The 25901-nt window shown below is 59.7% G+C and carries 28 protein-coding genes; 4 read left to right on the top strand and 24 right to left on the bottom strand.

Annotated elements, in window-relative coordinates:
• Nucleotides 1–116 precede the first annotated feature (116 nt).
• Nucleotides 117–596 (bottom strand): GNAT family N-acetyltransferase, encoded by a 480-nt coding sequence (locus PspS49_RS21410; RefSeq protein WP_007908312.1) that lies wholly within the window; start codon nucleotides 594–596, stop codon nucleotides 117–119.
• Nucleotides 597–825: 229 nt separating this feature from the next.
• Between PspS49_RS21410 and PspS49_RS21415 the strand changes: the two genes are divergently transcribed.
• From PspS49_RS21415 to PspS49_RS21430, 4 genes are all read left to right on the top strand, one after another.
• Complete coding sequence (locus PspS49_RS21415) at nucleotides 826–1479, top strand: HD domain-containing protein (protein WP_160041397.1); 654 nt, start codon at nucleotides 826–828, stop codon at nucleotides 1477–1479.
• 109 nt (nucleotides 1480–1588) lie between these two features.
• Nucleotides 1589–2785 (top strand): MFS transporter, encoded by a 1197-nt coding sequence (locus PspS49_RS21420; RefSeq protein ID WP_160041399.1) that lies wholly within the window; start codon nucleotides 1589–1591, stop codon nucleotides 2783–2785.
• Between the two features lie 82 nt (nucleotides 2786–2867).
• Nucleotides 2868–3209, top strand: a complete 342-nt coding sequence (locus tag PspS49_RS29890) for a hypothetical protein (protein WP_007908306.1) — start codon at nucleotides 2868–2870, stop codon at nucleotides 3207–3209.
• Nucleotides 3210–3253: 44 nt separating this feature from the next.
• Nucleotides 3254–3511, top strand: a complete 258-nt coding sequence (locus tag PspS49_RS21430; RefSeq protein ID WP_016986009.1) for a hypothetical protein — start codon at nucleotides 3254–3256, stop codon at nucleotides 3509–3511.
• Between the two features lie 160 nt (nucleotides 3512–3671).
• On the opposite strand, the gene PspS49_RS21435 is transcribed toward PspS49_RS21430, so the two are convergent.
• The 23 genes from PspS49_RS21435 to fabG form a co-directional block, all read right to left on the bottom strand.
• Nucleotides 3672–4601, bottom strand: a complete 930-nt coding sequence (locus PspS49_RS21435; protein ID WP_127929322.1) for a PfkB family carbohydrate kinase — start codon at nucleotides 4599–4601, stop codon at nucleotides 3672–3674.
• Nucleotides 4594–6060 (bottom strand): cytosine permease, encoded by a 1467-nt coding sequence (locus PspS49_RS21440; RefSeq protein WP_016986011.1) that lies wholly within the window; start codon nucleotides 6058–6060, stop codon nucleotides 4594–4596. The genes PspS49_RS21435 and PspS49_RS21440 overlap by 8 nt, the downstream gene beginning before the upstream one ends.
• Before the next feature lie 202 nt (nucleotides 6061–6262).
• Nucleotides 6263–7261 carry an ADP-ribosylglycohydrolase family protein gene (locus PspS49_RS21445; RefSeq protein ID WP_160041401.1) on the bottom strand — a complete coding sequence of 333 codons (999 nt, stop codon included), beginning with the start codon at nucleotides 7259–7261 and terminating at the stop codon, nucleotides 6263–6265.
• Nucleotides 7258–7971, bottom strand: a complete 714-nt coding sequence (locus PspS49_RS21450; RefSeq protein ID WP_127929325.1) for a GntR family transcriptional regulator — start codon at nucleotides 7969–7971, stop codon at nucleotides 7258–7260. The genes PspS49_RS21445 and PspS49_RS21450 overlap by 4 nt, the downstream gene beginning before the upstream one ends.
• Before the next feature lie 403 nt (nucleotides 7972–8374).
• Entirely contained in the window at nucleotides 8375–9343 is a 969-nt protein-coding gene (gene araH, locus PspS49_RS21455; protein WP_160041403.1) for an L-arabinose ABC transporter permease AraH, read from the bottom strand.
• A 12-nt stretch (nucleotides 9344–9355) separates the two neighbouring features.
• Complete coding sequence (gene araG, locus PspS49_RS21460) at nucleotides 9356–10900, bottom strand: L-arabinose ABC transporter ATP-binding protein AraG (RefSeq protein ID WP_160041405.1); 1545 nt, start codon at nucleotides 10898–10900, stop codon at nucleotides 9356–9358.
• Nucleotides 10901–10953: 53 nt separating this feature from the next.
• Nucleotides 10954–11958, bottom strand: a complete 1005-nt coding sequence (locus PspS49_RS21465; protein ID WP_064120360.1) for a substrate-binding domain-containing protein — start codon at nucleotides 11956–11958, stop codon at nucleotides 10954–10956.
• Between the two features lie 136 nt (nucleotides 11959–12094).
• Nucleotides 12095–12913 (bottom strand): SDR family oxidoreductase, encoded by an 819-nt coding sequence (locus tag PspS49_RS21470; RefSeq protein ID WP_160041407.1) that lies wholly within the window; start codon nucleotides 12911–12913, stop codon nucleotides 12095–12097.
• A 271-nt stretch (nucleotides 12914–13184) separates the two neighbouring features.
• Nucleotides 13185–14060: an SMP-30/gluconolactonase/LRE family protein gene (locus tag PspS49_RS21475; protein ID WP_160041409.1), complete on the bottom strand. Its 876-nt coding sequence runs from the start codon at nucleotides 14058–14060 to the stop codon at nucleotides 13185–13187.
• A 132-nt stretch (nucleotides 14061–14192) separates the two neighbouring features.
• A complete protein-coding gene (locus tag PspS49_RS21480; protein ID WP_160041411.1) occupies nucleotides 14193–14909 on the bottom strand; it encodes a FadR/GntR family transcriptional regulator in 717 nt (238 codons plus the stop codon).
• 177 nt (nucleotides 14910–15086) lie between these two features.
• Nucleotides 15087–15647, bottom strand: a complete 561-nt coding sequence (locus PspS49_RS21485; protein WP_053122580.1) for a DUF1285 domain-containing protein — start codon at nucleotides 15645–15647, stop codon at nucleotides 15087–15089.
• 15 nt (nucleotides 15648–15662) lie between these two features.
• Nucleotides 15663–16268 (bottom strand): DUF4823 domain-containing protein, encoded by a 606-nt coding sequence (locus PspS49_RS21490; RefSeq protein WP_007908280.1) that lies wholly within the window; start codon nucleotides 16266–16268, stop codon nucleotides 15663–15665.
• Nucleotides 16269–16437: 169 nt separating this feature from the next.
• Nucleotides 16438–17406: a radical SAM protein gene (locus PspS49_RS21495; protein WP_034155348.1), complete on the bottom strand. Its 969-nt coding sequence runs from the start codon at nucleotides 17404–17406 to the stop codon at nucleotides 16438–16440.
• Nucleotides 17407–17543: 137 nt separating this feature from the next.
• Entirely contained in the window at nucleotides 17544–18182 is a 639-nt protein-coding gene (locus PspS49_RS21500; RefSeq protein WP_007908276.1) for a TetR/AcrR family transcriptional regulator, read from the bottom strand.
• 351 nt (nucleotides 18183–18533) lie between these two features.
• The gene (locus PspS49_RS21505) at nucleotides 18534–19325 is read right to left on the bottom strand and encodes a TatD family hydrolase (RefSeq protein WP_008086260.1); all 792 of its coding nucleotides are present in this window, start codon (nucleotides 19323–19325) and stop codon (nucleotides 18534–18536) included.
• A gap of 14 nt (nucleotides 19326–19339) precedes the next feature.
• Nucleotides 19340–19696 (bottom strand): PilZ domain-containing protein, encoded by a 357-nt coding sequence (locus PspS49_RS21510; RefSeq protein ID WP_064120368.1) that lies wholly within the window; start codon nucleotides 19694–19696, stop codon nucleotides 19340–19342.
• Nucleotides 19697–19738: 42 nt separating this feature from the next.
• Entirely contained in the window at nucleotides 19739–20722 is a 984-nt protein-coding gene (locus tag PspS49_RS21515; RefSeq protein WP_150775182.1) for a DNA polymerase III subunit delta', read from the bottom strand.
• The gene (gene tmk, locus PspS49_RS21520; RefSeq protein ID WP_127929331.1) at nucleotides 20715–21347 is read right to left on the bottom strand and encodes a dTMP kinase; all 633 of its coding nucleotides are present in this window, start codon (nucleotides 21345–21347) and stop codon (nucleotides 20715–20717) included. Before tmk ends, PspS49_RS21515 begins: the two co-directional genes overlap by 8 nt.
• 19 nt (nucleotides 21348–21366) lie before the next feature.
• Complete coding sequence (gene mltG / locus PspS49_RS21525; RefSeq protein WP_127929332.1) at nucleotides 21367–22548, bottom strand: endolytic transglycosylase MltG; 1182 nt, start codon at nucleotides 22546–22548, stop codon at nucleotides 21367–21369.
• Nucleotides 22549–22550: 2 nt separating this feature from the next.
• Nucleotides 22551–23366 carry an aminodeoxychorismate lyase gene (gene pabC, locus PspS49_RS21530; protein WP_127929333.1) on the bottom strand — a complete coding sequence of 272 codons (816 nt, stop codon included), beginning with the start codon at nucleotides 23364–23366 and terminating at the stop codon, nucleotides 22551–22553.
• Entirely contained in the window at nucleotides 23366–24610 is a 1245-nt protein-coding gene (gene fabF / locus PspS49_RS21535) for a beta-ketoacyl-ACP synthase II (protein WP_064120373.1), read from the bottom strand. Before fabF ends, pabC begins: the two co-directional genes overlap by 1 nt.
• A 108-nt stretch (nucleotides 24611–24718) precedes the next feature.
• The gene (gene acpP / locus PspS49_RS21540) at nucleotides 24719–24955 is read right to left on the bottom strand and encodes an acyl carrier protein (RefSeq protein WP_003175607.1); all 237 of its coding nucleotides are present in this window, start codon (nucleotides 24953–24955) and stop codon (nucleotides 24719–24721) included.
• A 196-nt stretch (nucleotides 24956–25151) separates the two neighbouring features.
• Nucleotides 25152–25895: a 3-oxoacyl-ACP reductase FabG gene (gene fabG / locus PspS49_RS21545; RefSeq protein ID WP_034155354.1), complete on the bottom strand. Its 744-nt coding sequence runs from the start codon at nucleotides 25893–25895 to the stop codon at nucleotides 25152–25154.
• Nucleotides 25896–25901 lie beyond the last annotated feature (6 nt).

Below are 25901 nucleotides of genomic sequence, written 5' to 3' on the forward strand. Positions count from 1 at the left end.
GAAGTTGTGCCAGAGGCATTGCAGGTGTCGTCCGTGAGCGCGCAAAAATGGCGCGTAGGATGCCGGACTAGAGCGCTGGCGACAATCGAATTACTGCCGGATTGCCATCATTGTGATCAGCCCTCGGCAAACTCACGCAGGACCTGGCCATCCATGCGGTAGCGCACCCACTCTTCCTGGGGTTGCGCGCCGAGGGATTTGTAGAATTCGATCGCCGGGGTGTTCCAGTCAAGTACGCTCCATTCGAAGCGGCCGCAGTCGTTGTCGCAGGCGATTTTTGCCAGGTGACGCAGCAGGGTTTTGCCGGCACCGCCGCCGCGTTGCTCCGGGGTGATGTAGAGGTCTTCGAGGTACAGGCAGTTGCTGCCCAGCCAAGTCGAGTAGCTGAAGAAGAACACGGCGAAACCGATCGGCAGACCATCGCGCAGGCAGATCAAACCGTGTGCGGTGGCGCCTTCGCCGAACAGGCTGCGTTCGATGTCGGCAACGCTGGCGATGACTTCGTGGCGGGCCTTTTCGAAATCGGCAAGTTCAGTGATGAAGGCGAGGATTTGCGGGGCATCGCTGGGGGTCGCCGGGCGGATTTCGATCGTCATGGACGGGCCTTGTCGGAAAAGGAAAACGCCATACTAAGGTGGTGAGCGGCGCTCGTCACATGGCAAAACACACACTACCCTGCGCACTGTTGCAAACACTGCAGTTCCCTGTGGGAGCGAGCCTGCTCGCGAAGGCGTCCTTTCAGTCACCTGCATTGTTGATTGACAGACAGCATTCGCGAGCAGGCTCGCTCCCACACAGGGGACTTCGAAATCTGAAAGGATGCTTATGAACATTGAGTTTTTCACACCCGTGGCGGCACTGGCAGCAGAGTTGCTGCCGCACGCATTGGAGCCGTCCGACGACGGCGCCCACGACCTCGCCCACTTGCAGCGCGTCTGGCACAACGTGCGTACGTTGCATGAAGAAGAAAGTGGAGATCTTGAGGTGCTGTTGGCCGCCGTGCTCTTGCACGATTGCGTGTCCGTCGAGAAGAATTCACCGCTGCGTTCGCAGGCTTCGCGGCTGGCGGCAGATAAAGCTTCGTCAGTGCTGGCCGATCTGAACTGGCCCGAAGAAAAAATCACGGCCGTCGCCCACGCCATCGAAGCCCACAGCTTCTCCGCCAACATCACTCCGCGCACCCTCGAAGCGAAAATCGTCCAGGACGCCGACCGCCTCGACTCGCTGGGTATGCTCGGCGTCGCCCGTACGTTCTACATCGCCGGTCGCATGGGCTCGGCGCTGTACGACCCGCAGGATCCCGAAGCGAAACAGCGCGACTACGACGACAAACGTTTTTGCCTCGATCACTTCCAGACCAAACTGCTGCACCTCGCCGACGGTTTCCAGACCGCCGCCGGCCAGCGTCTGGCGCAGGTCCGTCATCATCGTCTGAAGGGCTTCATGGAGCAATTCAAGGAGGAGATCGGCATCGTTTGACCACTTACTCCGGCGTGCGCTGAACCTGACTTCGCCAAGCTCAGACCTAACCCGCCGGCCCGACATGTTAAACAGACGACGCTGATTTTTCCGGTCAAGGAACCGCGTCATGTCCCAAGCCCCACCCCCCGTGTCAGGCAAGCTGTTCGGCCTGTTCTGTCTCGCCAGTTATCTGCTGTCGCTGTCCTATGGTTCGACGTTTTTGCTGTCGTTGTTGATCGGCTCTCGCGGCGGCAATGAGCACGATGCCGGCAGTGTGATTTCGGCGGCGATGCTCAGTACGTTTGTTGCGGTGCTGATGTCCGGGCATCTGTCGGACTGGCTCGGCGCGGCGCGCTCGATTGCACTGTTCGGGCTGTTGCTGGTCGCGGCGAGTCTGGGCTTTGCGCTGACGCCGGGGTTTGGTCATCTGTTGTTGTTTTTCGGTTTGTTACTGGGATTGGGCTGGGGTGTTTTCTACACCCTGGGGCCAATCATCGTCGCCAGTCTGGTGACGCCGGCGCAGCGGGCCAAGTACTTCGCGCTGCTCTCGGGCAGCATGATGACCGGCATTGGCAGCGGCCCATTACTCGGGCGTGCAGCCAGTGCCTTGGGGTTGCCAGTGACCTCGGCGTTTTATCTGGCGGCGCTGGCAAGCCTGATCGGTGTGCTGCTGTTCTGGCATCTCGGTGCTCGATTGAAAAGCACACAAGCCACGTCTGCCGCGAGAATCACCTGGCAAGCGACCACTCAAGTGCTCGGTTCACGAGCGCTGTTTGCGATCATCATGGTTGGTCTCGGCGGCTGCGTATTCGGCGGTCTGTCGAGTTTTCAGACCAGTTACGCGGCGGCGCGCTCGCTGGATTATTCGTTGTTCTTTCTCGGTTTCATGAGTGCGGCAATCAGCAGTCGGATGCTGATCGCCGGCTATGTCGTCAAGCGTGATCCATTGCGCGCATCGTGCCTGCTATCGGGACTGATGCTGGCTTCGATTGTGCTGTTCGCGTTCGGCGTGCACAGCGGCTTCAGTTATCTGCTGGCAGCGGTGATGCTCGGCGTCGGTTATGGCCTGACCTATTCGGTGATCAACGGACTGGCGGCCAACGAAGCACCGGCCGGCACCACGTCGCAGGCCTTGTTGCTGTTCAGTCTTGCCTACTTCATCGGCGTGTTCGGCTTCCCGTTTCTGGCCGGGAAGATCATCGTAGAGCACGGCATGAGCACGCTGCTTTTGACCGTATTGATCGTCGCGTTGGCCAACTGGCTGATTACCGTTGGCCGCTTGCTCTGGCGACGGATCAGTCTGAAAGCGGCGCAGGCCATCTAGACCGTTCGTCGCTGATCAGGCACCAATCCGCTCACCGGGCAGACCAACGACAGGTAAGGATTCCAATCACTGGAGACGCCCTATGATCCCGTCAAGGTTGACCGCTTTCGTATTCAGCGCCCTGCTCTGCCCTGCGGTTTTCGCCGCATCCGCCACCGCTGCGGGCACCGGCCCTACCGATCCGACCCCACCACGCGCGCCCGCCATCAACAGTGCCCCCGGAATGAACACCGATGGCTCTGGCGTGCCCCTGATCAATCAGCCTCCCGCCACCGGGACCGACCCGCGCACGCAGGGCAGTGACCCGGGTCGTCAGGGCGGTATGAACACTCCCGACGCCCCCGCCACGCCAGACAACGCGGGCCCCGGCGTCGGCTCCAAAACCACCACTGGTGGCTCCGGTTCCGAAGGATCCGGTCAGTAGTTCGCCGACGCGAGCGTCCTGTTCAACCCAATGAAGAGGTAACCATGAACGTCGATAAAAACCTGGAAAAAGAAGTCCTCACCCGCCTGCTGCACGCCCACCCAAGTGGACTGGGCAAGGAGGTGCTGGACAATTACCGGGGCGAGAAAGTCGTGGCCAGCGCCCTCGCCGCTTTGCAGGATCGTGGACTGATTCACCACGGGCATGTGACCTGCAACGAGGCTGGCGAACATTCGTTGAACCTGCCGATCAAGCTCAGTGCCGCTGGCGTTGAGGCGGCGCGCAAGCTGGATCTGCAGTAGTCCTGAGGCCGCTCGCTGCCGATGCGGCGAGCGGTATCCAGCATTGAATTTTGTGTTGAAACTAATGGTCCTTTCGCGAGCAGGTCGAATCGTCGCACCGTCGCTCCCACATTGGAATGCATTTCAATGTGGGAGCGAGCCTGCTCGCGAAAGCGGTAGATCATTCGCCGCTAGATTCGCGGATAAACACTTCCACCTCAGCCGCTCCCGGCGATGTCGCCGGCCCCCAGCGTGTCACCGCCAACGCCGCTGCCGCATTCGCCCGCCGCGCCGCTTCATGCGCTGACAAACCCTGCGCCAACCCGGCAACAAACACCCCGGCATGGGCATCACCCGCTCCATTGCTGTCCACGGCTTTCACGGCAAACCCCGGCACATGCCGACGCTCGCCGACCTGATGAATCCAGCACCCTTGCGGGCCGTCACGCACCACCATCAGTACATCGCCGGGCAGATGTTCAGCGAGACGATCCAGCGCCGCGCCAATATCCTCAGCGCCGGTAAAGCGCAGCGCTTCAACACTGTTGCTGGTCCAGACATCAATGCGCGGCAGCAACGCTTTCATCAGCGGCGAGTCCGGCGACTCCACCAACGGGCCCGGATCGAACACAACATTGATCGAGTCCGGTAGCGCCAACGTCCAGTCGAGCAACGCTTGGGCCTTGCCTTCGTGGAGCAGGCTGTAGCCGCTGAGATAAACGTAATCGCCCGCCTCGGCCGGCACGCTGTTCAGATCCGCCTCAGTCACTTCACCTTCAGCGCCGATGTAGGAAATGAAACTGCGCTCGGCGGACGCATCGGTCAGTGCCACACACAAACCGGTGTCTTTCGGTGCGGGTTCGGTGATGCCGATGTGAATTCCCTCGGCATTCATCGCCTGACGCGCGAGATCGCCGAAACGCCCACTGCCATGCCGACCGAGATACACCACCGGCAGGCCGTTACGCACCGCCGCCGCCATCACGTTGAAACCGCCGCCCGCTTCGAAACCGGCCGACTGCGCCAGCACGTCACCGCCAATCTGCGGCAGTTTATCCACGGCCATGACCAGGTCGATGATGACCTGGCCGGTGTGCAACATCTTAGGCATGAGCATTCTCGGTTTGCGCGGCGCGGCGATCTTTCGCCCCGCCCAGTACAAAGTAAATCCCACCAGCGACGACGAAGGTCACGATCCAGCCGAGGCCGTTGTGGCCCAGCCACGAGTCGGACAGGAAGCCCTTGAACCAGACGTTCTCGGCAGTGGTGCCGATGGTGGTGAAACTGAAGCCGAGGACAATGGCAATCGCCCATGCACCAAACGCACGCCACTCGATACCGCCGCGATACCAGTAAGCACTGCTCGGGCTGACGTCGAGCAGGTCCTTCGGGCTGTAGTAGTGACGATGAATCAGGTCGACGACGAAGATCCCGACCCATGCGGTGATCGGCACGGCAAGCAGGGAAATGAAGGTAATGAACGGACCGTAGAAGCTGTCGGCGATCAGCATGAAGTAGATCGAGCCGGCGAAGATAGCGACGATATCGACCACCACCGCGTAGACGCGCTTGACCTTGAGGCCGAGGGTCAGCGTGGTCAAACCAGCGGAATACACCGACAGGTTGTTCGACAGCAGCAAGCCACCGAATGCGGTGATCAGGTACGGCACCGCCATCCAGGTTGGCAGCATGTCGCGAATTGCCACGATCGGGTCAGTCGCCGAGGCCAGGTCGTTGTTGCCCACCGACAGCAGACCGCCAAGAGTGATCAGCAGCACCAGCGGAATACCCGCACCAAACGCGGCAGACGCGACCAGACGCACAGCCTTGACGCTGCGATGCTGATAGCGCGACATGTCGGCGCCAGCGTTGGCCCAGCCGATGCCGGTGCCGGCGGCCATGGTGCCGATGCCGATGATCATTGCGCTCATCGGCGCCGGTGTCGCGTTGAACACTGCGCTCCAGTCGATGGTCGCGCAGAGGAAGCCGCCAACGAGAATGTTCAGCGCGCCGAACACGTAGGTCGCCCACTTCTGGATGACCAACAACGTCGCGTGACCGAGGCCGGATACTGACAAGGTCAGCAGAACGAAAATCGCGATGAAGATCAGCGTCAATACCGGTGCGCTTTTCGCTTCGACCGGGGAGCCGAACAGGATCGAGCACAGCGACAGCAGCACGAATGCAGCGGTGGTGGTGTTGACCGTTTCCCAACCGAGACGCGACATCAGCGAGACCAGCGTCGGGCCGATATTGCCGCGCACGCCGAAGATCGCTCGTGACAAGGTCAGGCTCGGCGCACGACCACGTCGACCGGCAATCGAGATGATTCCGACCACCGCAAACGAACCGGCAGCGCCGATGATCGCGACGATGATCGCCTGCCAGATCGCCAGCCCGCGAAACGCCACCAGCGTGGCGCCCAATGGCAAACCGAGGATGGAAATGTTGGCGGCGAACCAGACCCAGAACAGTTGCAGCGGATGGCCGTTGCACTCGGCCTCCGGCACCGGTTCGATGCCGCGGGTTTCCAGTTGCCCGGCGCTTTGCCCGGCGTTTGATGAACTCATGAAGGTGCTCCTGTTTGCCTTTTTTGTGGTTGTGGCAATGATGCAAAACGACAAGACATCGCGGCCATCCTCGGCCTGTCTGCGCGATCCATTGCGGGTTAAATATTCGAATATGCGGTGCGGCCATCGCGAGCAGGCTCGCTCCCACAAGTACCGTGTAATCCCTGTGGGAGCGAGCCTGCTCGCGAAGACGTCAGCCCAATCAGCGCAAAGCCAACAGCCCCTGCACCAACGGCTCAAGCTCCAGATGATTAACGGCCTTAACCGTCTCGATCATCTCGGCAGGCCAACTCTCAAGACCCAGGCAGGCCCCAAGCATCGCGCCAAGAATCGCCGCAATGGTGTCCGTGTCGCCGCCAAGGCTGGCGGCCATGCACAGCGCATCAAACGCGCTCATCTCACCGACCGCCACTTGCTGTGCCAGTGCAAACGAAACCACCACCGATTCCTGTGACGCCACCGAAGTGCCGATCACGTCGTAGAGCAGATCCGCCAGTAAAGCCTTGTCGCTATCGACACTGATGGTGCGCGCCCAACTGATGCGCGAGGCAATACGCCCACCGGCGACCCAGTGCCCGTGCGCCTCGGCTTGCTGAGCGATTTGCTGACCGAGGTTCAACGCCTCGCCCAGGTCCATGCCGTTGATGCCGGCAGACACCACCGCCGCCACTGCTGCCGCACTGGAAATCCCCAGCGTGGTGTTGTGGGTGACCTGGCAGGCCTGGACCACCGCCACAATAAACCGTTCAGGGTCGACAACATCCGCCGCAATCCCCACCGGCGTAATGCGCATCGCCGCGCCGTTGGTGGTGCCGTAGCGCCCGGCTTCTTCCGGCGAATGGCCGGCAAGGATCATTTCGATCGCGCGTTTGGTCGACGGCCCGAGCAAGTCCTGCGAGCCTTTGGCCTGCATTTCGGCTTCCCATTCGATCAAACGTTGCGCGAGGATCGCCGGCTCAATGCGGCCCTTGCCTTCGACCAGCAACTCGCCGACCAGAATCGCCTGCTCGGTGTCATCGGTGATCGAGCCTTTGGGCATGTTCGCGGCGATCGGCTGCAAGGGGCCGGCGTCCTGCAGATCAGTGATCTGGCCGAAGCGGGTCTTGATCGTTTCGCGGTTCAGCGATTGCGTCGGCATGCCCAGCGCATCACCGAGGGCCAGGCCATAGAAAGCGCCGAGGGCACGGTTGAGCGCGGTCACTTCGATTCTCCAAATTGCAGGTGCAGACGGAAATGCACCGGGTCGAGCAGGCTTTCAACCAGCTCCATGAAACGGTTCTGGCGGTCGTAAGTGGTGCGCAGGGCTTTGAGGAACACCGTGCCCTCAGGGCGGCCAAGCAGTGCGGCGTCTTCGGCATTCAACGGTTCGGCGCCGATCCATTGATCGCCGCGTTCGCCGATGTAACCGTAGGCGGCCAAAGTAATGGTCAGGGAATTGTCGATCAGACCAACGCGCGGCAGGCTTTCCAGGCCGCCGGTGGCTGGCATCAACGAGCGTTCGAGGGAGACCAGCGTGCCTTCGTTGGAACGGCGACGACGGTCGAGGGTGATGAATTGGTCAGTGCCGAATCGCGACAGCAGGTCTGGCCGGGTCACGGCTTCCAGACGCAACACTTCGGTATTGATCATCGCCCCGCTATCGGCCAAGGCCTGCGCCCAGCCGCTGCGCTGGTCGAGGGCGACACCGTCGAAAGTGACGATGGAACCGACACCGCTTTGCGTGGCGATGTAGTTACGCCGTTTCAGTTCGGCCAGCGCTTCGCGCAGCGTGCCTCGGCTGACTTTGAATTCTTCAGCCAACTGATGCTCGCCAGGCAACAGAAAGCCGTCCTCCATGAGGCCGCTTTCGATGCGCCGGACGAGTTCGTCGACCACCCGTTGTTTCTTGTCAAATCGTACCTGTCTAATCATGTACAAATTGATACCCGAAACAAGCGTGGGCGGGCAAGGGATATTTAGGGAGAGTGACGAAAGGCGGGAGAATCAAAAGCCCCTCACCCTAGCCCTCTCCCGGAGGGAGAGGGGACTGAATGGGGGATATTTGGGAGATACATCGACCTGAAAGTGCTTTACCGAATCCATAATCGACGAGGTCTTTCAGTCGACGAATCACCTCGGTCGACCCTTCCCCTCACCCTAACCCTCTCCCGGAGGGAGAGGGGACTGAATGGGGGATGCTCAGGAGGTTCGCCGACCTGAAAGCGCCTTGCTGAATCCATAATCGACACAATCTTTCAGGTCGATGTATCACGCCAGACACCTCGGTCGGCCCCCTCTCCCTCCGGGAGAGGGCTGGGGTGAGGGGCTCTTGATCTTAGCGCTGCTTCAGACGGTCAATCACGACGGCCAACAGCAGGATCGAACCACGGATAACGTATTGGTAGAAGGTATCAATATTCTTCAGGTTCATCGCATTCTCAATGATCGCCAGAATCAACACCCCGGCAATCACATGCCGGATCATGCCGATCCCGCCGCTCAGCGACACCCCGCCCAGCACGCAAGCCGAGATCACCGTCAGCTCGAAACCCTGGCCAATCATCGGCTGCCCCGACGTCATCCTCGACGCCAGAATCACCCCCGCCAACGCACCAATCACGCCATGCACGGCAAAGATAATGATCTTGGTCCGATCAACGTTCACACCCGCCAGCAACGCCGCTTCCTGGTTACCACCAATGGCCATGGTGTTGCGCCCGTAGGTGGTGTAATTCAGCAGCCAGCCAAAAAACAGAAAGCAAACGATGGTGATCAGAATCGGCACCGGCACACCAAACAATTGGCCGTTACCAAACACGAAGAACGATTCCTGCGACACGCCCACCGCCTTGCCGTTGGCAAAGATGTAAGCCAGACCGCGAACAATCTGCATGGTCGCCAACGTCGTGATCAAGGCATTGACGCGCAACTTGGCAATCACGATGCCGTTGATCAGCCCGACAATCAGGCCCATCACCAGCGCTGCACTGACACCGAGAAATACGCTGTTGGTGTCACGCATCACCACCGCCGCGACCACGCCAGCGCAGGCAATCACCGAGCCCACCGACAAGTCGAAATGCCCCGACGCCAGGCAGTACAACATCGTGCACGCGGCAATCCCTGTGGTAGAAATCGCCAGGCCCAGACCGCGCATGTTCAGCGGCGAAAGGAAGTTGTCGATCAGCAAGGTGCAGGCGACAAAAATGCCCACCGCCGCCAGCAACATGACCCAGTCATCAAGGAAGCGGCGCATCTCCAGCGGTTTGCGCTCTTTGGGCAGGGTTTCGTTTTGGGTTGTCATCATAGTCACCTCTCAGTTCGCCACGCCGTCAGCGCGGTGGCGCGGCAAAGCCAGTTGCAGCAGGTTGGATTCATTGGCCTGGTCGCGGCTGATTTCGCCGCGCAGGGTGCCTTCGCAAAGCACCAGAATGCGGTCGGAAATACCCATCACCTCCATCAGATCGCTGGACACCACGATCACCGAAATACCGTCGGCGGCGAGGTTATGGATGATCTGGTAGATCTCGGCCTTGGCGCCGATGTCGATGCCGCGTGTCGGCTCATCGAGCAGCAAAACTTTCATCGGCATCGACAGCCAGCGGCCGAGAATGGCCTTCTGCTGATTGCCGCCGGAAAGGAATTTGATCTGCTGGCCGGCGTGCGGGGTTTTCACTTTCAGGGCTTTGATCTGTTTGTCGGCATTGCCCTTTTCCCACAGACCGCGAATCAGGCAGCCGAGCCCTGAATGGGCACCGCGTGCACTGATGTTGATGTTCTCGGCGACGCTGGCCAGCGGGATGATGCCTTCCTTCTTGCGATCTTCCGGACACAGCAGAATCCCCGCCGCAATCGCGTCGCGCGGTGAGCGCAGTTTCAATTCATGACCGCGCAATTCGAGACGCCCGGCCGTGTGACGTTCGAGCCCGCTGAGCAAACGAAACAGCTCGGTGCGCCCTGCCCCGACCAGTCCGAACAAGCCAAGAATTTCACCTTTGTGCGCCTCGAAACTGATCGGCTCGCGCAGACCCGGACCGAGCAGGCCGGCGACCTTCAGCGCGACGGCGCCGCGTGGACGATGGCGATAATCGTAGATGTCCTGAATGTCGCGCCCGACCATGCAGGTCACCAGTTGATCGTGGCTCAACTGGCTCATGTCCTCGAACGTGCGCACGTAGCGACCGTCCTTGAACACTGTGACCGCGTCGCAGATGCGGAACACTTCTTCCATGCGATGGGAGACGTAGAGCACGACTTTGCCCTCGTCGCGCAGGCGGCCGATGATCGCCATCAAGCGGTCGATCTCACGGGCCGAAAGACTGCTGGTCGGTTCGTCGAAGGCGATCACATGCGCGCCGCGCGACAGGGCTTTGGCGATTTCCACCAGTTGTCGCTGGCCGAGCGACAAGCGCCCGACCTTGGTCTGCGGATCAATTTCGTCGGCCAGGCCTTTCAGGCAATTCAACGCTTGCTGGCGTAACGCACCGCGATTGATCAAACCGAAACTGGCCGGTAAATGGCCGAGGAACAGGTTTTCGGCGACGGTCATTTCCGGCACCAGATGCAGCTCCTGGTGAATCACCGCGACGCCGCTGCCGATGCTGTCAGCCGTCGACTTGAACGCCATGGTCTGCTCGCCGATCTGCAACTCGCCGCTGCTCGGGATGTAAGCGCCGCCGAGGATTTTCAGCAGAGTCGATTTGCCGGCGCCGTTCTCGCCCATCAAGGCATGAACCTGCCCCGGATGCGCGACGAAGCTGATAGCGTCCAGCGCTTTCACGCCGGGAAAGGTTTTGCCGATCCCGTTGAAGCGCAGGCTGCCGCTGGCGCTGTGTTGTTGTGTTTGTACTTGCGCGTGCATAAAGCCACCTCTTCACACCAAAAAACGGCCCGGCTGCCCGGGCCGTCGCGGCATCAGTTCCACAGGCCGATTTTTTCCAGCTCTTGTTTGAAGTTCTCGCGGGTGATCAGGGTGACGTCGTCCATCGCGGTGTACTTCGGCGGCTCTTTGCCGGTGGTCACCCACTCGTACATCATCTCGGCGGTCTTGTAGCCTTCGATGTGCGGGCTTGGCAGCATCGAACCGAAGAAGCCGCTGTTAGGCTTTTTCAATTCGCCGATGGCGTCGGTGCCGTTGATGCCGATACCGATCACGTTGGCGGCGGCAAAACCGGCGGCTTCGGTGGCGCGTACGCCGCCGAGCACGGTGTTGTCGTTCATGCCGCCGATGATCAGGTTTTTCGCCGCGCTTGGCAGCTTCACCAACGCCGAGTTGGTGGCGTCCATGCTGCCCGGTACGTCGAGGGTTTTCAGCGCGGCGAAGAGGATGTGGTCTTTCGGCATGCCGGCGTCTTCAAGGGACTTCACCGAGCCGTCGGTGCGCTTCTTGCCGGTGTCGAGTTCGTTGTAGGTGTTGACCACCGCGTAGGTGTCTTTCCAGTCCCAGTTGCGTTTTTTCGCCTCGGCGACCATGGCGTTACCCTGCTTCTGGCCGACTTCGAACGCGGCCATGCCGAGGTACGGCACGTCTTCCATGAATTTGCCGTTGGCGTCGACGAAGCGGTCGTCGACGGCAATCACTTTGAGGTCATTGAGTTTGGCTTTGGCCATGATCGCCGGGCCGAGCGAGACATCCGGCGGGCAGATCACAAAGCCCTTGGCGCCATTGGCGGCGAGGCTGTCGATGGCCGACAAGGTTTTCTCGCCGTCCGGCACGGCGATCTTGATCAGTTCGAAGCCCTTGTCCTTGGCGGCTTTCTCGGCGAAAGCCCACTCGGTCTGGAACCACGGCTCTTCCGCCTGCTTGACCAGGAAACCGATTTTCACGGTGTCGGCAGCGAGCAGCGCACTGCTCAGGCTGAACGCGGTGACCGCCAGGGCGGTACTGCACAGGGTACGAATCCCGAAACGACGTTTCATAAGCTGACTCCTTGTTATTTTTTTTGAGCAATGTTTGAAAAGCGTTAAAGCAATTTCCTGCAAAGCCTGTTGAAAATAGTCATATCGTATGATGATTGGATTTCAAACGGACCTGTCCGTGTGAAAAGCCCTTCGCTCAGTCGTGGTACATCACCGAGCGCCCACCATCGATGGTGATGCATGAAGCATTGATGAACGGCGCCTCATCACTGGCCAGAAATACCGCGGTCATCGCCACTTCAAGCGGCTGACCGATGCGCTTCGGCGGGTGCAGATCAAAAGCGCGCTGACGCTCGGCGTGCGGGTCGGCGAAACCGTTCCAGTAGTCGACGTTCAGTTGCGTTTCAATGTAGCCCGGTGCGATGGCGTTGACGCGAATGCCTTTCGCCGCGTATTCGATGCCGAGTGCGCGAGTCAGACCGAGCAAACCGTGTTTGGCCACCGGGTACGGGAAGCAGCCGGGAATAATGTGGCTGGAGTGGGTCGAGGCGATGTTGATGATGCTGCCGACGCCCTGCTCGATCATTTGCGGCAACACCGCTTTGCAGCCGAACCACGCACCGTCCAGATCGATGGCGAAGCAGCGATGCCAGTCTTCTTCCGTCATTTGCAAAGGATCGCAGAACACGTTGACCCCGGCGCAATTGACCAGCACGTCGATGCGCCCGTGCAGCTCAACGGCGCGTTTGGCCATGGCGTGCAGATCGTGCTGACGCGAGACATCTGCCTTCAGCGCCTGCACATCAAAGCCCCGTTCACGCCAGTGCGCAGCAACCTGTTCGACCTTCTCGGCCTGGATATCACTGATGACCAGTTTCGCTTGCTGTGAGGCGAACGCCGCAACAATGGCTTCCCCGATGCCTTGCGCAGCACCGGTCAGCAGCACGACCTTGTTTTTCAGACGCTCGCCCTTCGGCGGCGCGGGCACCGGCGGCAGGGAAAGGGGTTCAGCCATGGATCAGGACTCCTGTTTCGCAGGCACAAAAAAACCGGGCATCTACCGATGTCCGGTCTGGAAGGCGATTTGAACGAAACAGGCAGGCGCGACCGACGGCTTCGGGCCGTTGCGAGACGCGGACTCCACACGGGAGTGCGATAGACATTCGCTGCATCACTTCACCTGTTTTGTTCTTTTTAAGTGTGAGTGCGTGTTACTGCTGCAGCCGACTATAAACCCGACCGCCAAATAATCTCAATATATAATTTTGCATCCCATATTTTGGGATCTAATCCGCAAAGCGCGTACAGAGTTTTCCTGCAACCTCCACACGCATCGACAGCACCGCGCCATCCAGCGGGTGGTTGTGCGGGCTTTTGGCGCTGGTGATGAACAGGGTTTTCAGGTCTTCCCCACCGAACACACAACTGGTCGGGCGACTGACAGGCAGATCAATTTTGCGATCGACGTTGCCTTCAGGCGTTAATCGCAGCAGGCAACTGCCGTCCCAACGGGCATTCCAGATGTAGCCTTCGGCGTCCATTGCCGAGCCGTCCGGGCCACCCTGCTGATCGGGGCCGTACCAGACTTGTGCAACATCGAGATTGCCGTCGGTGTGGATGAAATAGCGATGGAGCGTGCTGTCGAGACTGTCACCGAACAGCAGCGTGGTGCCATCGTCACTCCACAGCAGCGTGTTGGGTATGCCCAGACCACGCAGCAAAGGCGTGACGCGTTTATCCGGATCGATCCGGAACAGGCCACCGGAACGACGGGTGATCGGCAGGTCTTCGCCCTGCTCGCCGATGTTGTTTTGCATGGTGCCGAGCCACAGACGACCCTGGCCATCGCAGCGCGCTTCGTTGGGGCGATTGCCGGGTTGCGGATCGGCGACGCAGAATAGCGTCAGGCGCGGTTCGAGACCGGGCGAGTCGAGATCGAGGCGATAGACGCCGCTGCTCAGGGTCACCAGTGCATCGCCGCTGGCGCAGGGGATGAACGCGGAGACATGCTCGGGCATTTGCCAGATCTGCACGTTCTGGCCGATCAGGCGCAGGGCCTGTTTGCCGGCAATGTCGACCCAGTACAACGCCTGGGTCGGCGCGTCCCAGAACGGGCCTTCACCGAGTTGGGCGCGGTGTTGGGTCAAGGCGGTCCACGGCATATCAACTCCTCGGATCTTGTTGTTATTTAATGTGGGAGCGAGCCTGCTCGCGAAAGCGTCGTGTCAGTCGATGCATGAGTTGCCTGATACACCGCCTTCGCGAGCAGGCTCGCTCCCACAGGGAAATTTGTATTAACCGGCTTTTTTTTCGGCCATGACTTTCGGGTAGAAACGTTTGATCGCCAGGTCGGCGTTATCGATCAGGGTCATGCACGCCCACACGCCGCGCGCGGAATCCCGGGCAGCGATGGCGTTGGCTATGTCCTTGTGAATCGGCAAAGTGCGGCGCAGTTCATCCGGGTCGGCCGCAGAAACTTCAAATGACACCGCGAGCAACGCACCGAGCGCCGGGACCATTTGTTCGATGAATTGATTGTGGCTGGCGGCGAGGATGCATTCGTGGAAGACCTGATCGGCGCGGTTGTAATCGGTGCCGCTGTCGACCGCACGCTCAAGGGCGTTGTAGGCCAGTTGCACCGCTTCAATCTGTTCCAGGGTCGCGCGCTCACAGGCCCAGCGCACCGCCATCGGTTCGATGGTGCGGCGCAGGTCGAGCAAGTCATCGACAAAGTTTTCCGGCAGCCCGTTGCGCGACAGCCAACCGACCACTTGCGGATCGAACAGGTTCCAGCGCCGTACCGGCAGCACGCGGGTGCCAACCTTCGGCCCGACTTCGAGCATGCCTTTGGCGACGAGGGTTTTGATTGCCTCGCGGATGACCGTGCGGCTGACGCCGAGCTGTTCGCCCAGATCGGCCTCGACCTTGATGGTCTGTCCCGGTTTGACCTGGCCAGCGGCGATCCAGCTGCCCAGCCAGTCGACCGTGGATGCGTGAAAGCTGCTGGACATGAACACCTCAAAGCGGATCGCGATGGGTGCTCAAGCTAATCATCATACGATTAACTGTCAACGACAATCCTCTGTAGGAGTGAGCCTGCTCGCGATTGCGGAGTGTCAGTCACCACAAGGATTGACTGATCCACCGCTATCGCGAGCAGGCTCACTCCTACAGGGGGGATGTGTGTCTCAGGGTTCTAGGCCGATGCGGAAGAACTCGCCGCCGCTCCACACCCCCAGCCAGCGCTGGCCATCGATTTCGCGACTCACCGCCAGTTCCACCAGTTGGTAGAACACATTGCGATGAATCAGCGCTTCAAGGTTGGTACGCACATGCACGTAAGGCGCCGGCTCTTGCGTTGTCGGATCGATCTCGACACGGATCGGATGCTCAGGCCCGGCCTCGGCGGTTTCATCGACGTTGGTGGTGAAGCGCAACAGCTGCGCCTCCCCTTCGCCTTCAACCTCGACCGCAATCGCCACGAACGGCGCATCGTCAACCTTGATCCCGACCTTCTCGACCGGTGTGATCAGGAAATAGTCATCGCCATCGCGGCGCATGATCGTCGAGAACAGCTTGACCATCGGCTTGCGCCCGATCGGCGTGCCCAGGTAATACCAGGTGCCGTCGCGGGCGATGCGCATGTCGATATCGCCGCAGAAGTCCGGGTTCCACAAGTGCACCGGCGGCAAGCCTTTGGTTTTCGGGATCTGTCCCAACAGGTCATTGGCTTTTTGCGGGCCGCTCATGGCGTTCTCCTTGAATTATTGGTCGCCGACTCCCAACAGGCTGCGCGCGTACTGTGCCAGCGGCGGGCCGATCAGGTCTTCGGGCTTGCTGTCGTGGAACGTCAGTAAACCGCCACGACTTTTGATCCGTGCAGTATCAATCAAATACTGGGTGCTGGTCTCGATCAACATGATCTGAATCACGCCGCCGTCGATGCCGAGACGATCCACCGCCTCTTCATCAAGCCATTCGTCGGAGTTGCCGATGCGGTCGTCAGCCTTGGCGAAACGCGTGTACAGCAGATAGTGCGCGCCGGCGTCACGAGCTTCGCCCATCGCCTGATCGAGACCTTCCGGCGCACGGGCACGGCGGACCATCGGGAAGTATTCGACGAAACCTTTGAAGGCTTCTTCGGCCACGACGTTGGGGCGCGGGTAGGAACCACCCGGCGGCGCGAACGCGCCTTGCGCGATGTAGATGAACGAGTCCGGCTGAATGCGAAAATTGTTCACCCGACGGCTGTCGCTGTGATCCAGCAAGCCCGCGTCGCTCATCTGGTAGCGAGTGCCTTCGGCCATATCGCTGACAGTCATACAGCCGCCAAGCGCCAAAACGGCCAGCAGCAAAACCAGGCTACGCATCCTATTCCTCCAGAGGCCGGTGACGGAAAACCGGCGAATGGCCGTTGGATGCAGCTTTTGCGCCAGCTCGGGATCTTTGTCGAATGATGGATGGCTTTCGCGAGCAGGCTCGCTCCCACAGGATTGCGAAAAACCCTGTGGGAGCGAGCCTGCTCGCGAAAAAGAGGTATTAGCCGCCGATGATTTTCATGACTGTTGCGCCGCCAGAGAACGCCACTTCCTGCTTGTCGCCCAACGCTTTGACCAGCAAACGCTGCAGCGCTGGCAAGGCCTGATGGCGCGGCTTGTCGAGCAGATCGCCGACATAGTGGCGGTTGCTCGACGACAGGCAGCCATGCAGCCAACCGGTCGACGACAGGCGCAACCGTGAGCATGTCCGGCAGAACGGTACGCTTTCGTTGGCGATCACACCAAAGTTGCCCAGGCCGGGAATCGCATAGCGCACGGCGGTGGCATCTACGGGGGCATCGGTTTGCGCGTACTCGTAGCGTTCGCCAATCAGCTCCAGCAACTGCTGCAGGCTGACGAACTGTTGCAGGAACGCATTGTTGTCCTTGGCCAGATGTCCCATGCGCATCAACTCGATGAAGCGCAGTTCATATCCGCGTTCCAGGCAGTAATCGAGCAGCGGCATGACTTGATCAAGGTTCTGCCCACGCAATGGCACCATATTGACCTTGATCTTCATCCCCGCCGCTTTCGCCTGATCCATGCCATCGAGCACAGTGGCCAGATCGCCGCCTCGGGCGATGCTGCGGAACGCGCCGGCGTCGAGGGTATCGAGGGACACGTTGATCCGGCGCAGACCGGCATCCACCAGCAGCGGCAGTTTTTTCGCGAGGAGTTGACCGTTGGTGGTCAGGCTGATGTCGTCCAGGCCCATCTTGCCGACGGCGGTCATGAACGATTCAAGTTTGGGGCTGACCAGCGGCTCGCCGCCGGTAATGCGCAGCCGCTCGATGCCGGCGGCCTCGATCAGATACGCCACGCCACGCGCCATGGCTTCGGCCGACAATTCATCCTGCGCAGCCACCAACCGCTTGCCGTTGGGCACGCAGTAGGTACACGCGTAATTGCAGGCTGAAGTCAGACTGATCCGCAAATTGCGAAAACGCCTGCCTTGACGGTCAACGATCATGATCACTCCGGCGAAAGAATTTCGAGCCGCTAAAACTTGACTCACAAATCAAGTTTTAGCAAGCCCTATGCCTGAGTATATTCCTGCGGTACTGCGTCATGTAGCGAAATCATGGCGCAATAAGGCAACTGAATGGTTCAGCTGCTTGGAGTTTCCGGATCGCGCTTGCGCTTGTTGCCCATACGCACACCGATGTCCATCAGAAACTGGAAGAAACCTTCCTGATCTTCCAGCACATTGCTCCAGAACGGCGAGTGATACAGCGCCACAGCGCCGTGCACCAGCGCCCAGGACGCGCAGTAGTGGAAGTACGGCGGCACGTCTTCGAGCTTGCCTTCGCTGATGCGGCCCTTGATCAGCAGGGTCAGGCGTTCGAAGTTCGAGGCACGGATCTTGTGCAGCTCCTCGACCATTTCCGGCACCTGATTGCCCTTGACCACCTTCTCTTCGAGGCGGTCGAACAGGCGATAACGCTGCGGGTCGCGCATGCGGAATTCGAAGTAGGCGCGGGACAACGCTTCCTTGTCCTTGTCGACATCGGCCGAATGCAGCAGCTCGTTCAAATCGCGCTCGTAATCGAGCATCAGGCGCAGATAGATCTCGGCCTTGGATTTGAAGTGCTTATAGATCGTGCCTTTGCCGATACCCACGGCATCAGCAATCATCTCGACGGTGACACTGTCTTCACCTTGGTCGAGGAACAGCTTGAGCGCGGTATCGAGAATTTCTTGCTCGCGGCGACGAAACTCACGGACCTTACGAGGTTCTTTGTGCATAAGAAAAGGTCTGAAGGGTCAAAATTCGAAGCCGCGTATTATGCCTAACTTGCGCAAAAATGCACGGATCATCCGACCATATCTGTGTTTCTTGTTCATTTTGAGAACGTTTTGGGCGCAATGAGAACTCAACTGAAGCGAACGTATTCCAAATTTGTTTAAAAACCCCGACCGGCTAACTGGACTGCACGCCAGACTGATCAATACTTGAACTGTCGGGCGACATCTCCCCCAAGTGTCGCGCCGATAAAGGTACCAAGGGACCGCGTGCCTTTGTTTTACTCCTAATGGTCTTAACCCGGATTCACCCCCCAGAACCCGGGTTTTTTTTGCCTGCGATTTGGCTAGCGCTTACAGGGCAGATTTAACACTCGCCAGCGGGAACAGCCGCTTGAAGTTCTCGGTGGTCTGTTCGGCAAAACGCTCGTAGTTCTCACCGCGCAGCATCGCCAGGAATTCCGCGACTTCGCGCACGTACTGCGGCAGGTTCGGCTTGCCGCGATAAGGAATCGGCGCCAGATACGGCGAGTCGGTTTCCACCAGCAGGCGATCCGCCGGGACTTTGCTCGCGACATCACGCAACGCATCGGCATTGCGGAAGGTGACGATACCCGACAGGGAAATGTAATAACCCATGTCCAGTGCCGCTTTGGCCATGTCCCAGTCTTCGGTGAAACAATGCAGTACACCGGCCTGAGGCAACGCCGCTTCGCGCAGCAGCTCAAGGGTGTCGGCACGGGCGCCACGGGTGTGGATGATCACCGGTTTGCCGGTCTGCTGCGCCGCTTGCAGGTGCAAGCGGAACGACTCCTGCTGCAATTCGGCGGCTTCGGGCTCGTAGTGATAGTCGAGGCCGGTTTCACCGATCGCCACCACTTTCGGGTGATTGAGTTCATGCAACAGCCAATCCAGCGCAGGCGCAGCGCCCGGCTGTACATCCAGCGGATGCACGCCAACCGAACAATCAACGTCGTCATAACGCTCAGCCAGGGCTTTGACGTCGGCGGCGTTGTCGGCGCTGACGCCGATGCACAGGAAGTGCCCTACTCCGCGCTGCCGGGCTGCATCAAGTGCGGCATCCAGCGAACCGTCATGGGCGGCGAGGTCGAGGCGATCAAGGTGACAATGGGAATCTACGAGCATAAAAAGACGGCTACTTACATCGTATGAGTGGGACGGTCGGACTTGAGGGCTCCGGCCAGATGGGTTTCGATGCGACTGCGCGCGGTGTTGTCACCATCGTTGAACTGCACGCCGACACCGGCGGCGCGGTTGCCTTGCGCACCTTTGGGAGTGATCCAGGTGACTTTGCCGGCAACCGGAATCTTCTCGGCCTCGTCCATCAGGTTGAGCAGCATGAACACCTCGTCTCCCAACTTGTAGCTCTTGTTGGTCGGGATGAACAAGCCACCGTTCTTGATGAACGGCATGTAAGCGGCGTAAAGCACCGACTTGTCTTTGATGGTCAGAGACAAAATACCGTTGCGCGGGCCCGGGCTGACAGATTCATTCATGCTCACCTCCACTGCTGATGCTCAGAGTCTAGGTACACATTCTTATCTTTGACCAGGCAATCCCGCCCATTGCACCAACAATGCTTCAAGCAACAGCGCCGGATTGAGGTTGGCCTTGCTCATGACTTTCTGGCGCTGGGCGAGGATCCAGTCCTGAATCTCGAGGACTTTGCCTTGCGCACTTTTCTGCGCCAGGTACTGCACGACTTTACGCATGTCGGTCAGACCAAGACCCGCTTCATCCTGCGTCAATTGATAACGCAGGATCAGGCTCGACCAATCGCAGAACCAGTCGAACAGGCGCAGCATCGGAATGCTTTTCCATTCTTCGGCCAGTTGCGTCGGCGATTGCTGCTGTTTGAGCAACTTCTTAACGCCTTCGACCACTTGCGCACGCTGCTCGCGCACGCCCTGAGACTGCAGACTGACCGCCATCAGCGGCGATCCGGCGGCCAGCGTCAGCAGTTCGACACGCTCGTCTTCGGAGCAATCCGGCAAAGCCTGAGCCAGCCATTGCAAGCTCATCGCCTCGCCCGGCAATGGACAGGCCTGCTGCACGCAGCGGCTCTTGATCGTCGGCAGCAAACGGCTGGTCTGATGGCTGACCAACAGCAAAACCGTATCGCCGGACGGCTCTTCAAGGCTTTTCAGCAAGGCGTTGGCAGCGTTGATATTCATCGCCTCGACCGGCTCGATCAGCACCACTTTGCGCCCGCCCAGTTGCGCGGTCTGCACCACGAAGCTGACCAGATCGCGCACCTGATCAACCTTGATGGCCTTGTCGGCTTCTTCAGGTTCGAGGACGTAATTATCCGGGTGACTACCGGCCTTGAGCAGCAGGCAGGATTTGCACTCGCCGCACGCGTCCGGCGTCGGCCGCTGACAAAGCAGGCTGGCCATCAACCGTTCGGCCAACGCGCGCTTGCCGATGCCTGCCGGGCCGTGCAGCAGATAGGCGTGCGCGTGCTGCTTACGCCCGGCCAGTTGCTGCCAGAGGCTGTCCTGCCACGGGTAGGCCTCAGCCACGGGCCAGCTCCAGTAAATTCGGAATCAGGGTATCCAGCGATTGTTGAACCTTGACCAATGGCTGACCGGCATCGATGCGCACATAACGCGCAGGATCCGCTTCAGCACGCTTGAGGAAGGCACTACGCACAGCCTCGAAAAACGCCCGACCTTCCAGCTCGAAACGGTCCAGACGTCCACGGGCACTGGCGCGGGCCAGGCCGATTTCCACCGGCAGATCGAAAATCAGCGTCAGGTCCGGGCGCAGGTCACCCTGTACAAAGGTTTCCAGCGTGGCGATACGCTCCAGCGACAAACCGCGACCACCGCCCTGATAGGCATAAGTCGAATCGGTGAAGCGATCGCACAGTACCACCGCACCACGGGCCAGCGCCGGGCGAATCACTTCGGCCAGGTGCTGGGCGCGTGCAGCGAACACCAGCAACAGCTCGGCATCCGGGTTCATGACTTCGTCGGCCGGGGCCAGCAGCACGTCACGGATTCGCTCGGCCAGCGGCGTACCACCGGGCTCACGAGTCAGCACCACTTCGATACCGGCGGCGCGCAGGCGCTCGGCGAGGTATTCGCGGTTGGTGCTTTTGCCGGCGCCTTCCGGGCCTTCCAGCGTAATAAACAAGCCAGTCACAGGCAGTCCTTAATCAAAGTCATTGCGTGTTTTGTGGGGCGGCGGCTTCCGGTGCCGGGGTCGGCGCAGGCTCCTGAGCTGGAACCTGCGGCAACGCTTCCGGCGCCGTATCCGGTGATGCACCTGGAATCGCTTCTTCCGTCGCCGGAGCCGCTTCAGGCGCTACCGCCGGCGCTGGGCTGGAACGGTAATCCGCGCGGCGCTTGAGCTGATACTCACGCACTGCATTGTTATGCGCATCGAGATCATCAGAGAAGACATGGCTGCCGTCGCCACGTGCTACGAAGTACAGGCTGGTACCTTCGACCGGATTCAGCGCTGCGTGAATCGCCTCCCGACCGACCATCGCAATCGGCGTCGGTGGCAAGCCGGGAATCACGTAGGTGTTATACGCCGTCGGCTCCTTCAGGTGTGCGCGGGTCAACTTGCCGGTGTAGCGATCGCCCAGGCCATAGATGACGGTCGGATCGGTCTGCAACTGCATCCCCAAGGCCATGCGACGCACGAAGACACCGGCGATCTGCCCGCGCTCCTGCGGCACACCGGTTTCCTTCTCGACCAGAGAAGCCATGATCAGCGCTTGATAAGGTTCGGTGTACGGCACATCGGAGGAACGACTTTCCCATTCTTTCGCCAGAACTTCATCGAGGCGGTCAAAGGCTTTCTTCAGCAACTCGGCATCAGACATGCCACGCACGAAACGGTAGGTATCGGGGAAGAAACGGCCTTCCGGGAACAACCCTTTATGACCAATCTTCGCCATGACGTCGCTGTCGCTCAAACCGTTCAGGGTCTGCTCGACCTTGTCATCCTTGGCCAACGCCGCGCGCACTTGATGGAAGTTCCAGCCTTCAACCAGGGTCAGGCTGTACTGAACCACATCGCCACGCTTCCACAAGTCGATCAGACCGTTAACGGTCATGCCTGGCTGCATGCGGTATTCACCGCTGTGGATCGGCGTGCCAGCGAGGTTGAAGCGCCAATACACCCGCAGCCAGAACGCGTCCTTGATGACGCCATCCGTTTCGAGTGAAAGGAAAGTCCGGGTTGGTGTAGAGCCTTTCGGCACATCCAGCAGTTCTTCCTGCGTGATGTTCAGAGGCTGTTCCAGTGCACTGTGAATCTTCCAGGCGCTGGCGCCCATCAACAGCCCTGCCAGAACCAGTCCGGTTTCCAGCAGCAGCAAAAGTTTACGTCTCAAAATCAGGCATCCAATAGGGCGCGGGCAATGGTTTGCAGTTTACGGGTGAGCGGGCCAACCGGCCAGCTCAGTGCAGCACAGGCGCGTACCGGCCAGACGCCATACACGCTGTTGCAGACAAACACTTCATCGGCCCATTGCAGCTGTTCGAGGCTGATGTCGGCGATCTGCGTGGGGATGGCCAGTGACTCGGCCTGAAACAATATTTCGGCGCGCATCACACCGGCGACACCGCAGCGTTTCAGATCAGGCGTAATCAACACGCCGTCGCGCACGACGAACAGGTTGCTGAATACCCCTTCAATGACGCGACCGGCCTGATCGAGCATCAAGCCCTCGGCGTGCTCGCTGTCCTGCCATTCGGCACGGGCGAGAACCTGTTCAAGGCGATTGAGGTGTTTGAGTCCAGCAAGTAATGGCTGTTTCGCCAGGCGGGTGCTGCACGGGAACAGGCGAACGCCTTGTTCAGCATGAGCAGCAGGATAAGCCGCAGGAGGATTGCCTTGCAGAATGCGTCGGCCCGGCGCCGCCGGATCGGCAGCATAACCACGCAAACCGTCGCCACGAGTGAGGATGAGTTTGAGCACGCCCTCGCCCATCGCTGCCGCGTAGTTCAGCAGCTCATGGCGGATCAGTTCGATATCCGTCGCGATGGCCAGACGCGAGCAGCCATCGGCCAGGCGCGTCAGGTGTCGATCCAGCAGGATCGGCTGGCCGCCACGCACGGCGATGGTCTCGAACAGACCATCGCCGTAAGCCAGGCCGCGATCTTTCAGCGACAGAGCGTCAGCCGGTTGACCGTCGACCCAGCAGTCCATCAGCCTGCGAACCGACGGAACGCCAGAGTGCCGTTGGTGCCGCCAAACCCGAAGGAGTTGGACAGCACGACATCGATGTCCATGTTGCGCGCAGTGTGCGGCACGAAATCGAGATCGCAGCCTTCGTCCGGCTCATCGAGGTTGATGGTCGGCGGTGCAACCTGACTGTTGATCGCCAGCACGCTGAAGATCGCTTCGACCGCGCCCGCAGCACCCAACAGGTGACCGGTCATCGACTTGGTCGAGCTGACTGCCAGCTTGTAGGCGTGCTCACCGAACACCGACTTGATCGCGTTGGCTTCGGCGAGGTCGCCGGCCGGGGTCGAAGTACCGTGGGCGTTGATGTACTGCACTTGATCGACGTTGATCTTCGCATCGCGCAACGCATTGGTGATGCAGCGTGCAGCACCGGCGCCGTCGGCAGGAGGCGAGGTCATGTGGAACGCATCGCCGCTGGTACCGAAGCCGATCAGCTCGGCGTAGATGGTCGCACCGCGTGCCTTGGCGTGTTCCAGCTCTTCGAGAACCAGTGCGCCGGCACCGTCGGACAAGACGAAACCGTCACGGCCCTTGTCCCACGGACGGCTGGCGCGAGTCGGCTCATCGTTGCGGGTCGACAGCGCACGGGACGCACCGAAGCCGCCCATGCCCAGACCGCACGCGGCCATTTCGGCACCGCCGGCAATCATCACGTCGGCTTCGTCGTACATGATGTTGCGCGCCGCCATGCCGATGCAGTGCGTACCGGTGGTACACGCGGTGGCGATGGCGTAGTTAGGTCCCTGTGCTCCCAGGTGGATGGACAGGAAACCGGAAATCATATTGATGATCGAGCCTGGCACGAAGAATGGCGAAATTCGACGCGGGCCCGTCTCATGCAGGGTACGGCTGGTTTCTTCGATGTTGGTCAGACCGCCGATCCCCGAACCCATGGCCACGCCAATGCGTTCACGGTTGGCGTCGGTGACTTCCAGACCGGCATTGCGCACGGCTTGAAAGCCGGCAGCGAGACCGTACTGAATGAACAGGTCGAGCTTGCGCGCTTCCTTGACCGACAGGTATTCCTCGACATTGAAGCCCTTTACCGAGCCGCCAAAGCGGGTGGAATAGGCAGAAAGGTCGGTGTGTTCGATCAGACCAATGCCACTGCGGCCAGCCAGAATGCCCTGCCAACTGCTCGGCACATCCGTGCCCAGTGGCGACAACATACCCATACCGGTGACTACGACGCGTCTACGCGACACAGCACTCTCCTTTTTCAAATGACGATTTTGCATCAGGCCTAAAGAAAAAACCGCACGCCATGATGGCAGTGCGGTTTTTCCATGACAGCAAACAACGATTACAAACTATTACGCCTGGTGGCTAGTAACGTAGTCGATTGCAGCTTGTACAGTAGTGATCTTCTCAGCTTCTTCGTCAGGGATTTCGGTCTCGAATTCCTCTTCCAGAGCCATCACCAGCTCAACGGTGTCAAGGGAGTCGGCACCCAGGTCTTCTACGAAGGAAGCGGTGTTGACCACTTCTTCTTCTTTAACACCCAGTTGCTCGGCAACGATTTTCTTGACGCGCTCTTCGATGGTGCTCATACCTTGTTTTCACTCCTAATGGACAAATTCAGGCAGCTGGCCAGTGGGTAAGTGTATAGAAAGACTTTTCAGTTTTTCAACTGAAAGCTTCACTCCTCAAACCCTGCAGCCCTCTGCCTATAAATAGATTGCAGCTTTATAACGGATTTTAGACAGCTCGTATGACATTTTTTTGAAGCAATCCGTCACATTTTACTTACATGTACATCCCACCGTTCACCGGGATTGTAGCCCCAGTGACGTATGCCGCACCGTCGGATGCAAGAAAAGCGACCACAGACGCGATCTCTTGAGCTTGTCCCAGACGACCCAGCGGAATCTGCGTCTGCAAGGCTTCACGCTGTGCTTCAGGCAGCTCGCGCGTCATATCGGTGTCGATAAACCCTGGGGTTACCGAGTTGACCGTAATCGAACGCGAACCGACTTCACGCGCCATTGCACGGCTGAAACCTTCCAGACCGGCCTTGGCGGCTGCATAGTTTACTTGGCCTGCGTTGCCCATGGCACCCACCACCGAGCCAATACTGATAATTCGGCCCCAACGCGCCTTGGTCATGCCGCGCAGAACGCCCTTGGACAGGCGATACAGACTGTTCAGGTTGGTATCGATCACGTCGTACCACTCGTCGTCTTTCATGCGCATCATCAGGTTATCGCGGGTGATGCCGGCATTATTGACCAGGATCGCCACTGGCGCACCGAACTGTTCCTGAATGCCCGCCAGCACGGCGCTGACCGATTCATCGCTGGTGACGTTGAGTTCGAAACCGGCGCCCTGAATACCATTCTCCTTCAGGGTCGCGGCAATGCGCTCAGCGCCCGAAGCGGAAGTCGCGGTGCCAATAACGATGGCGCCCTGACGACCCAGTTCCAGTGCGATGGCCTGGCCGATACCGCGGCTTGCACCGGTGACCAGTGCAACTTTACCTTGCAGACTCATGCAAGT

The sequence above is a fragment of the Pseudomonas sp. S49 genome, from assembly GCF_009866785.1.
Taxonomy (GTDB): Bacteria; Pseudomonadota; Gammaproteobacteria; order Pseudomonadales; family Pseudomonadaceae; genus Aquipseudomonas.

Bases quoted from the DNA above. Each gene is read 5' to 3' on its own strand.
- PspS49_RS21410 (WP_007908312.1), bottom strand. From the start codon at position 596: ATGACGATCGAAATCCGCCCGGCGACCCCCAGCGATGCCCCGCAAATC.
- PspS49_RS21415 (WP_160041397.1), top strand. From the start codon at position 826: ATGAACATTGAGTTTTTCACACCCGTGGCGGCACTGGCAGCAGAGTTG.
- PspS49_RS21420 (WP_160041399.1), top strand. From the start codon at position 1,589: ATGTCCCAAGCCCCACCCCCCGTGTCAGGCAAGCTGTTCGGCCTGTTC.
- PspS49_RS29890 (WP_007908306.1), top strand. From the start codon at position 2,868: ATGATCCCGTCAAGGTTGACCGCTTTCGTATTCAGCGCCCTGCTCTGC.
- PspS49_RS21430 (WP_016986009.1), top strand. From the start codon at position 3,254: ATGAACGTCGATAAAAACCTGGAAAAAGAAGTCCTCACCCGCCTGCTG.
- PspS49_RS21435 (WP_127929322.1), bottom strand. From the start codon at position 4,601: ATGCCTAAGATGTTGCACACCGGCCAGGTCATCATCGACCTGGTCATG.
- PspS49_RS21440 (WP_016986011.1), bottom strand. From the start codon at position 6,060: ATGAGTTCATCAAACGCCGGGCAAAGCGCCGGGCAACTGGAAACCCGC.
- PspS49_RS21450 (WP_127929325.1), bottom strand. From the start codon at position 7,971: ATGATTAGACAGGTACGATTTGACAAGAAACAACGGGTGGTCGACGAA.
- araH (WP_160041403.1), bottom strand. From the start codon at position 9,343: ATGACAACCCAAAACGAAACCCTGCCCAAAGAGCGCAAACCGCTGGAG.
- araG (WP_160041405.1), bottom strand. From the start codon at position 10,900: ATGCACGCGCAAGTACAAACACAACAACACAGCGCCAGCGGCAGCCTG.
- PspS49_RS21465 (WP_064120360.1), bottom strand. From the start codon at position 11,958: ATGAAACGTCGTTTCGGGATTCGTACCCTGTGCAGTACCGCCCTGGCG.
- PspS49_RS21470 (WP_160041407.1), bottom strand. From the start codon at position 12,913: ATGGCTGAACCCCTTTCCCTGCCGCCGGTGCCCGCGCCGCCGAAGGGC.
- PspS49_RS21475 (WP_160041409.1), bottom strand. From the start codon at position 14,060: ATGCCGTGGACCGCCTTGACCCAACACCGCGCCCAACTCGGTGAAGGC.
- PspS49_RS21480 (WP_160041411.1), bottom strand. From the start codon at position 14,909: ATGTCCAGCAGCTTTCACGCATCCACGGTCGACTGGCTGGGCAGCTGG.
- PspS49_RS21485 (WP_053122580.1), bottom strand. From the start codon at position 15,647: ATGAGCGGCCCGCAAAAAGCCAATGACCTGTTGGGACAGATCCCGAAA.
- PspS49_RS21490 (WP_007908280.1), bottom strand. From the start codon at position 16,268: ATGCGTAGCCTGGTTTTGCTGCTGGCCGTTTTGGCGCTTGGCGGCTGT.
- PspS49_RS21495 (WP_034155348.1), bottom strand. From the start codon at position 17,406: ATGATCGTTGACCGTCAAGGCAGGCGTTTTCGCAATTTGCGGATCAGT.
- PspS49_RS21500 (WP_007908276.1), bottom strand. From the start codon at position 18,182: ATGCACAAAGAACCTCGTAAGGTCCGTGAGTTTCGTCGCCGCGAGCAA.
- PspS49_RS21505 (WP_008086260.1), bottom strand. From the start codon at position 19,325: ATGCTCGTAGATTCCCATTGTCACCTTGATCGCCTCGACCTCGCCGCC.
- PspS49_RS21510 (WP_064120368.1), bottom strand. From the start codon at position 19,696: ATGAATGAATCTGTCAGCCCGGGCCCGCGCAACGGTATTTTGTCTCTG.
- pabC (WP_127929333.1), bottom strand. From the start codon at position 23,366: ATGGACTGCTGGGTCGACGGTCAACCGGCTGACGCTCTGTCGCTGAAA.
- acpP (WP_003175607.1), bottom strand. From the start codon at position 24,955: ATGAGCACCATCGAAGAGCGCGTCAAGAAAATCGTTGCCGAGCAACTG.
- fabG (WP_034155354.1), bottom strand. From the start codon at position 25,895: ATGAGTCTGCAAGGTAAAGTTGCACTGGTCACCGGTGCAAGCCGCGGT.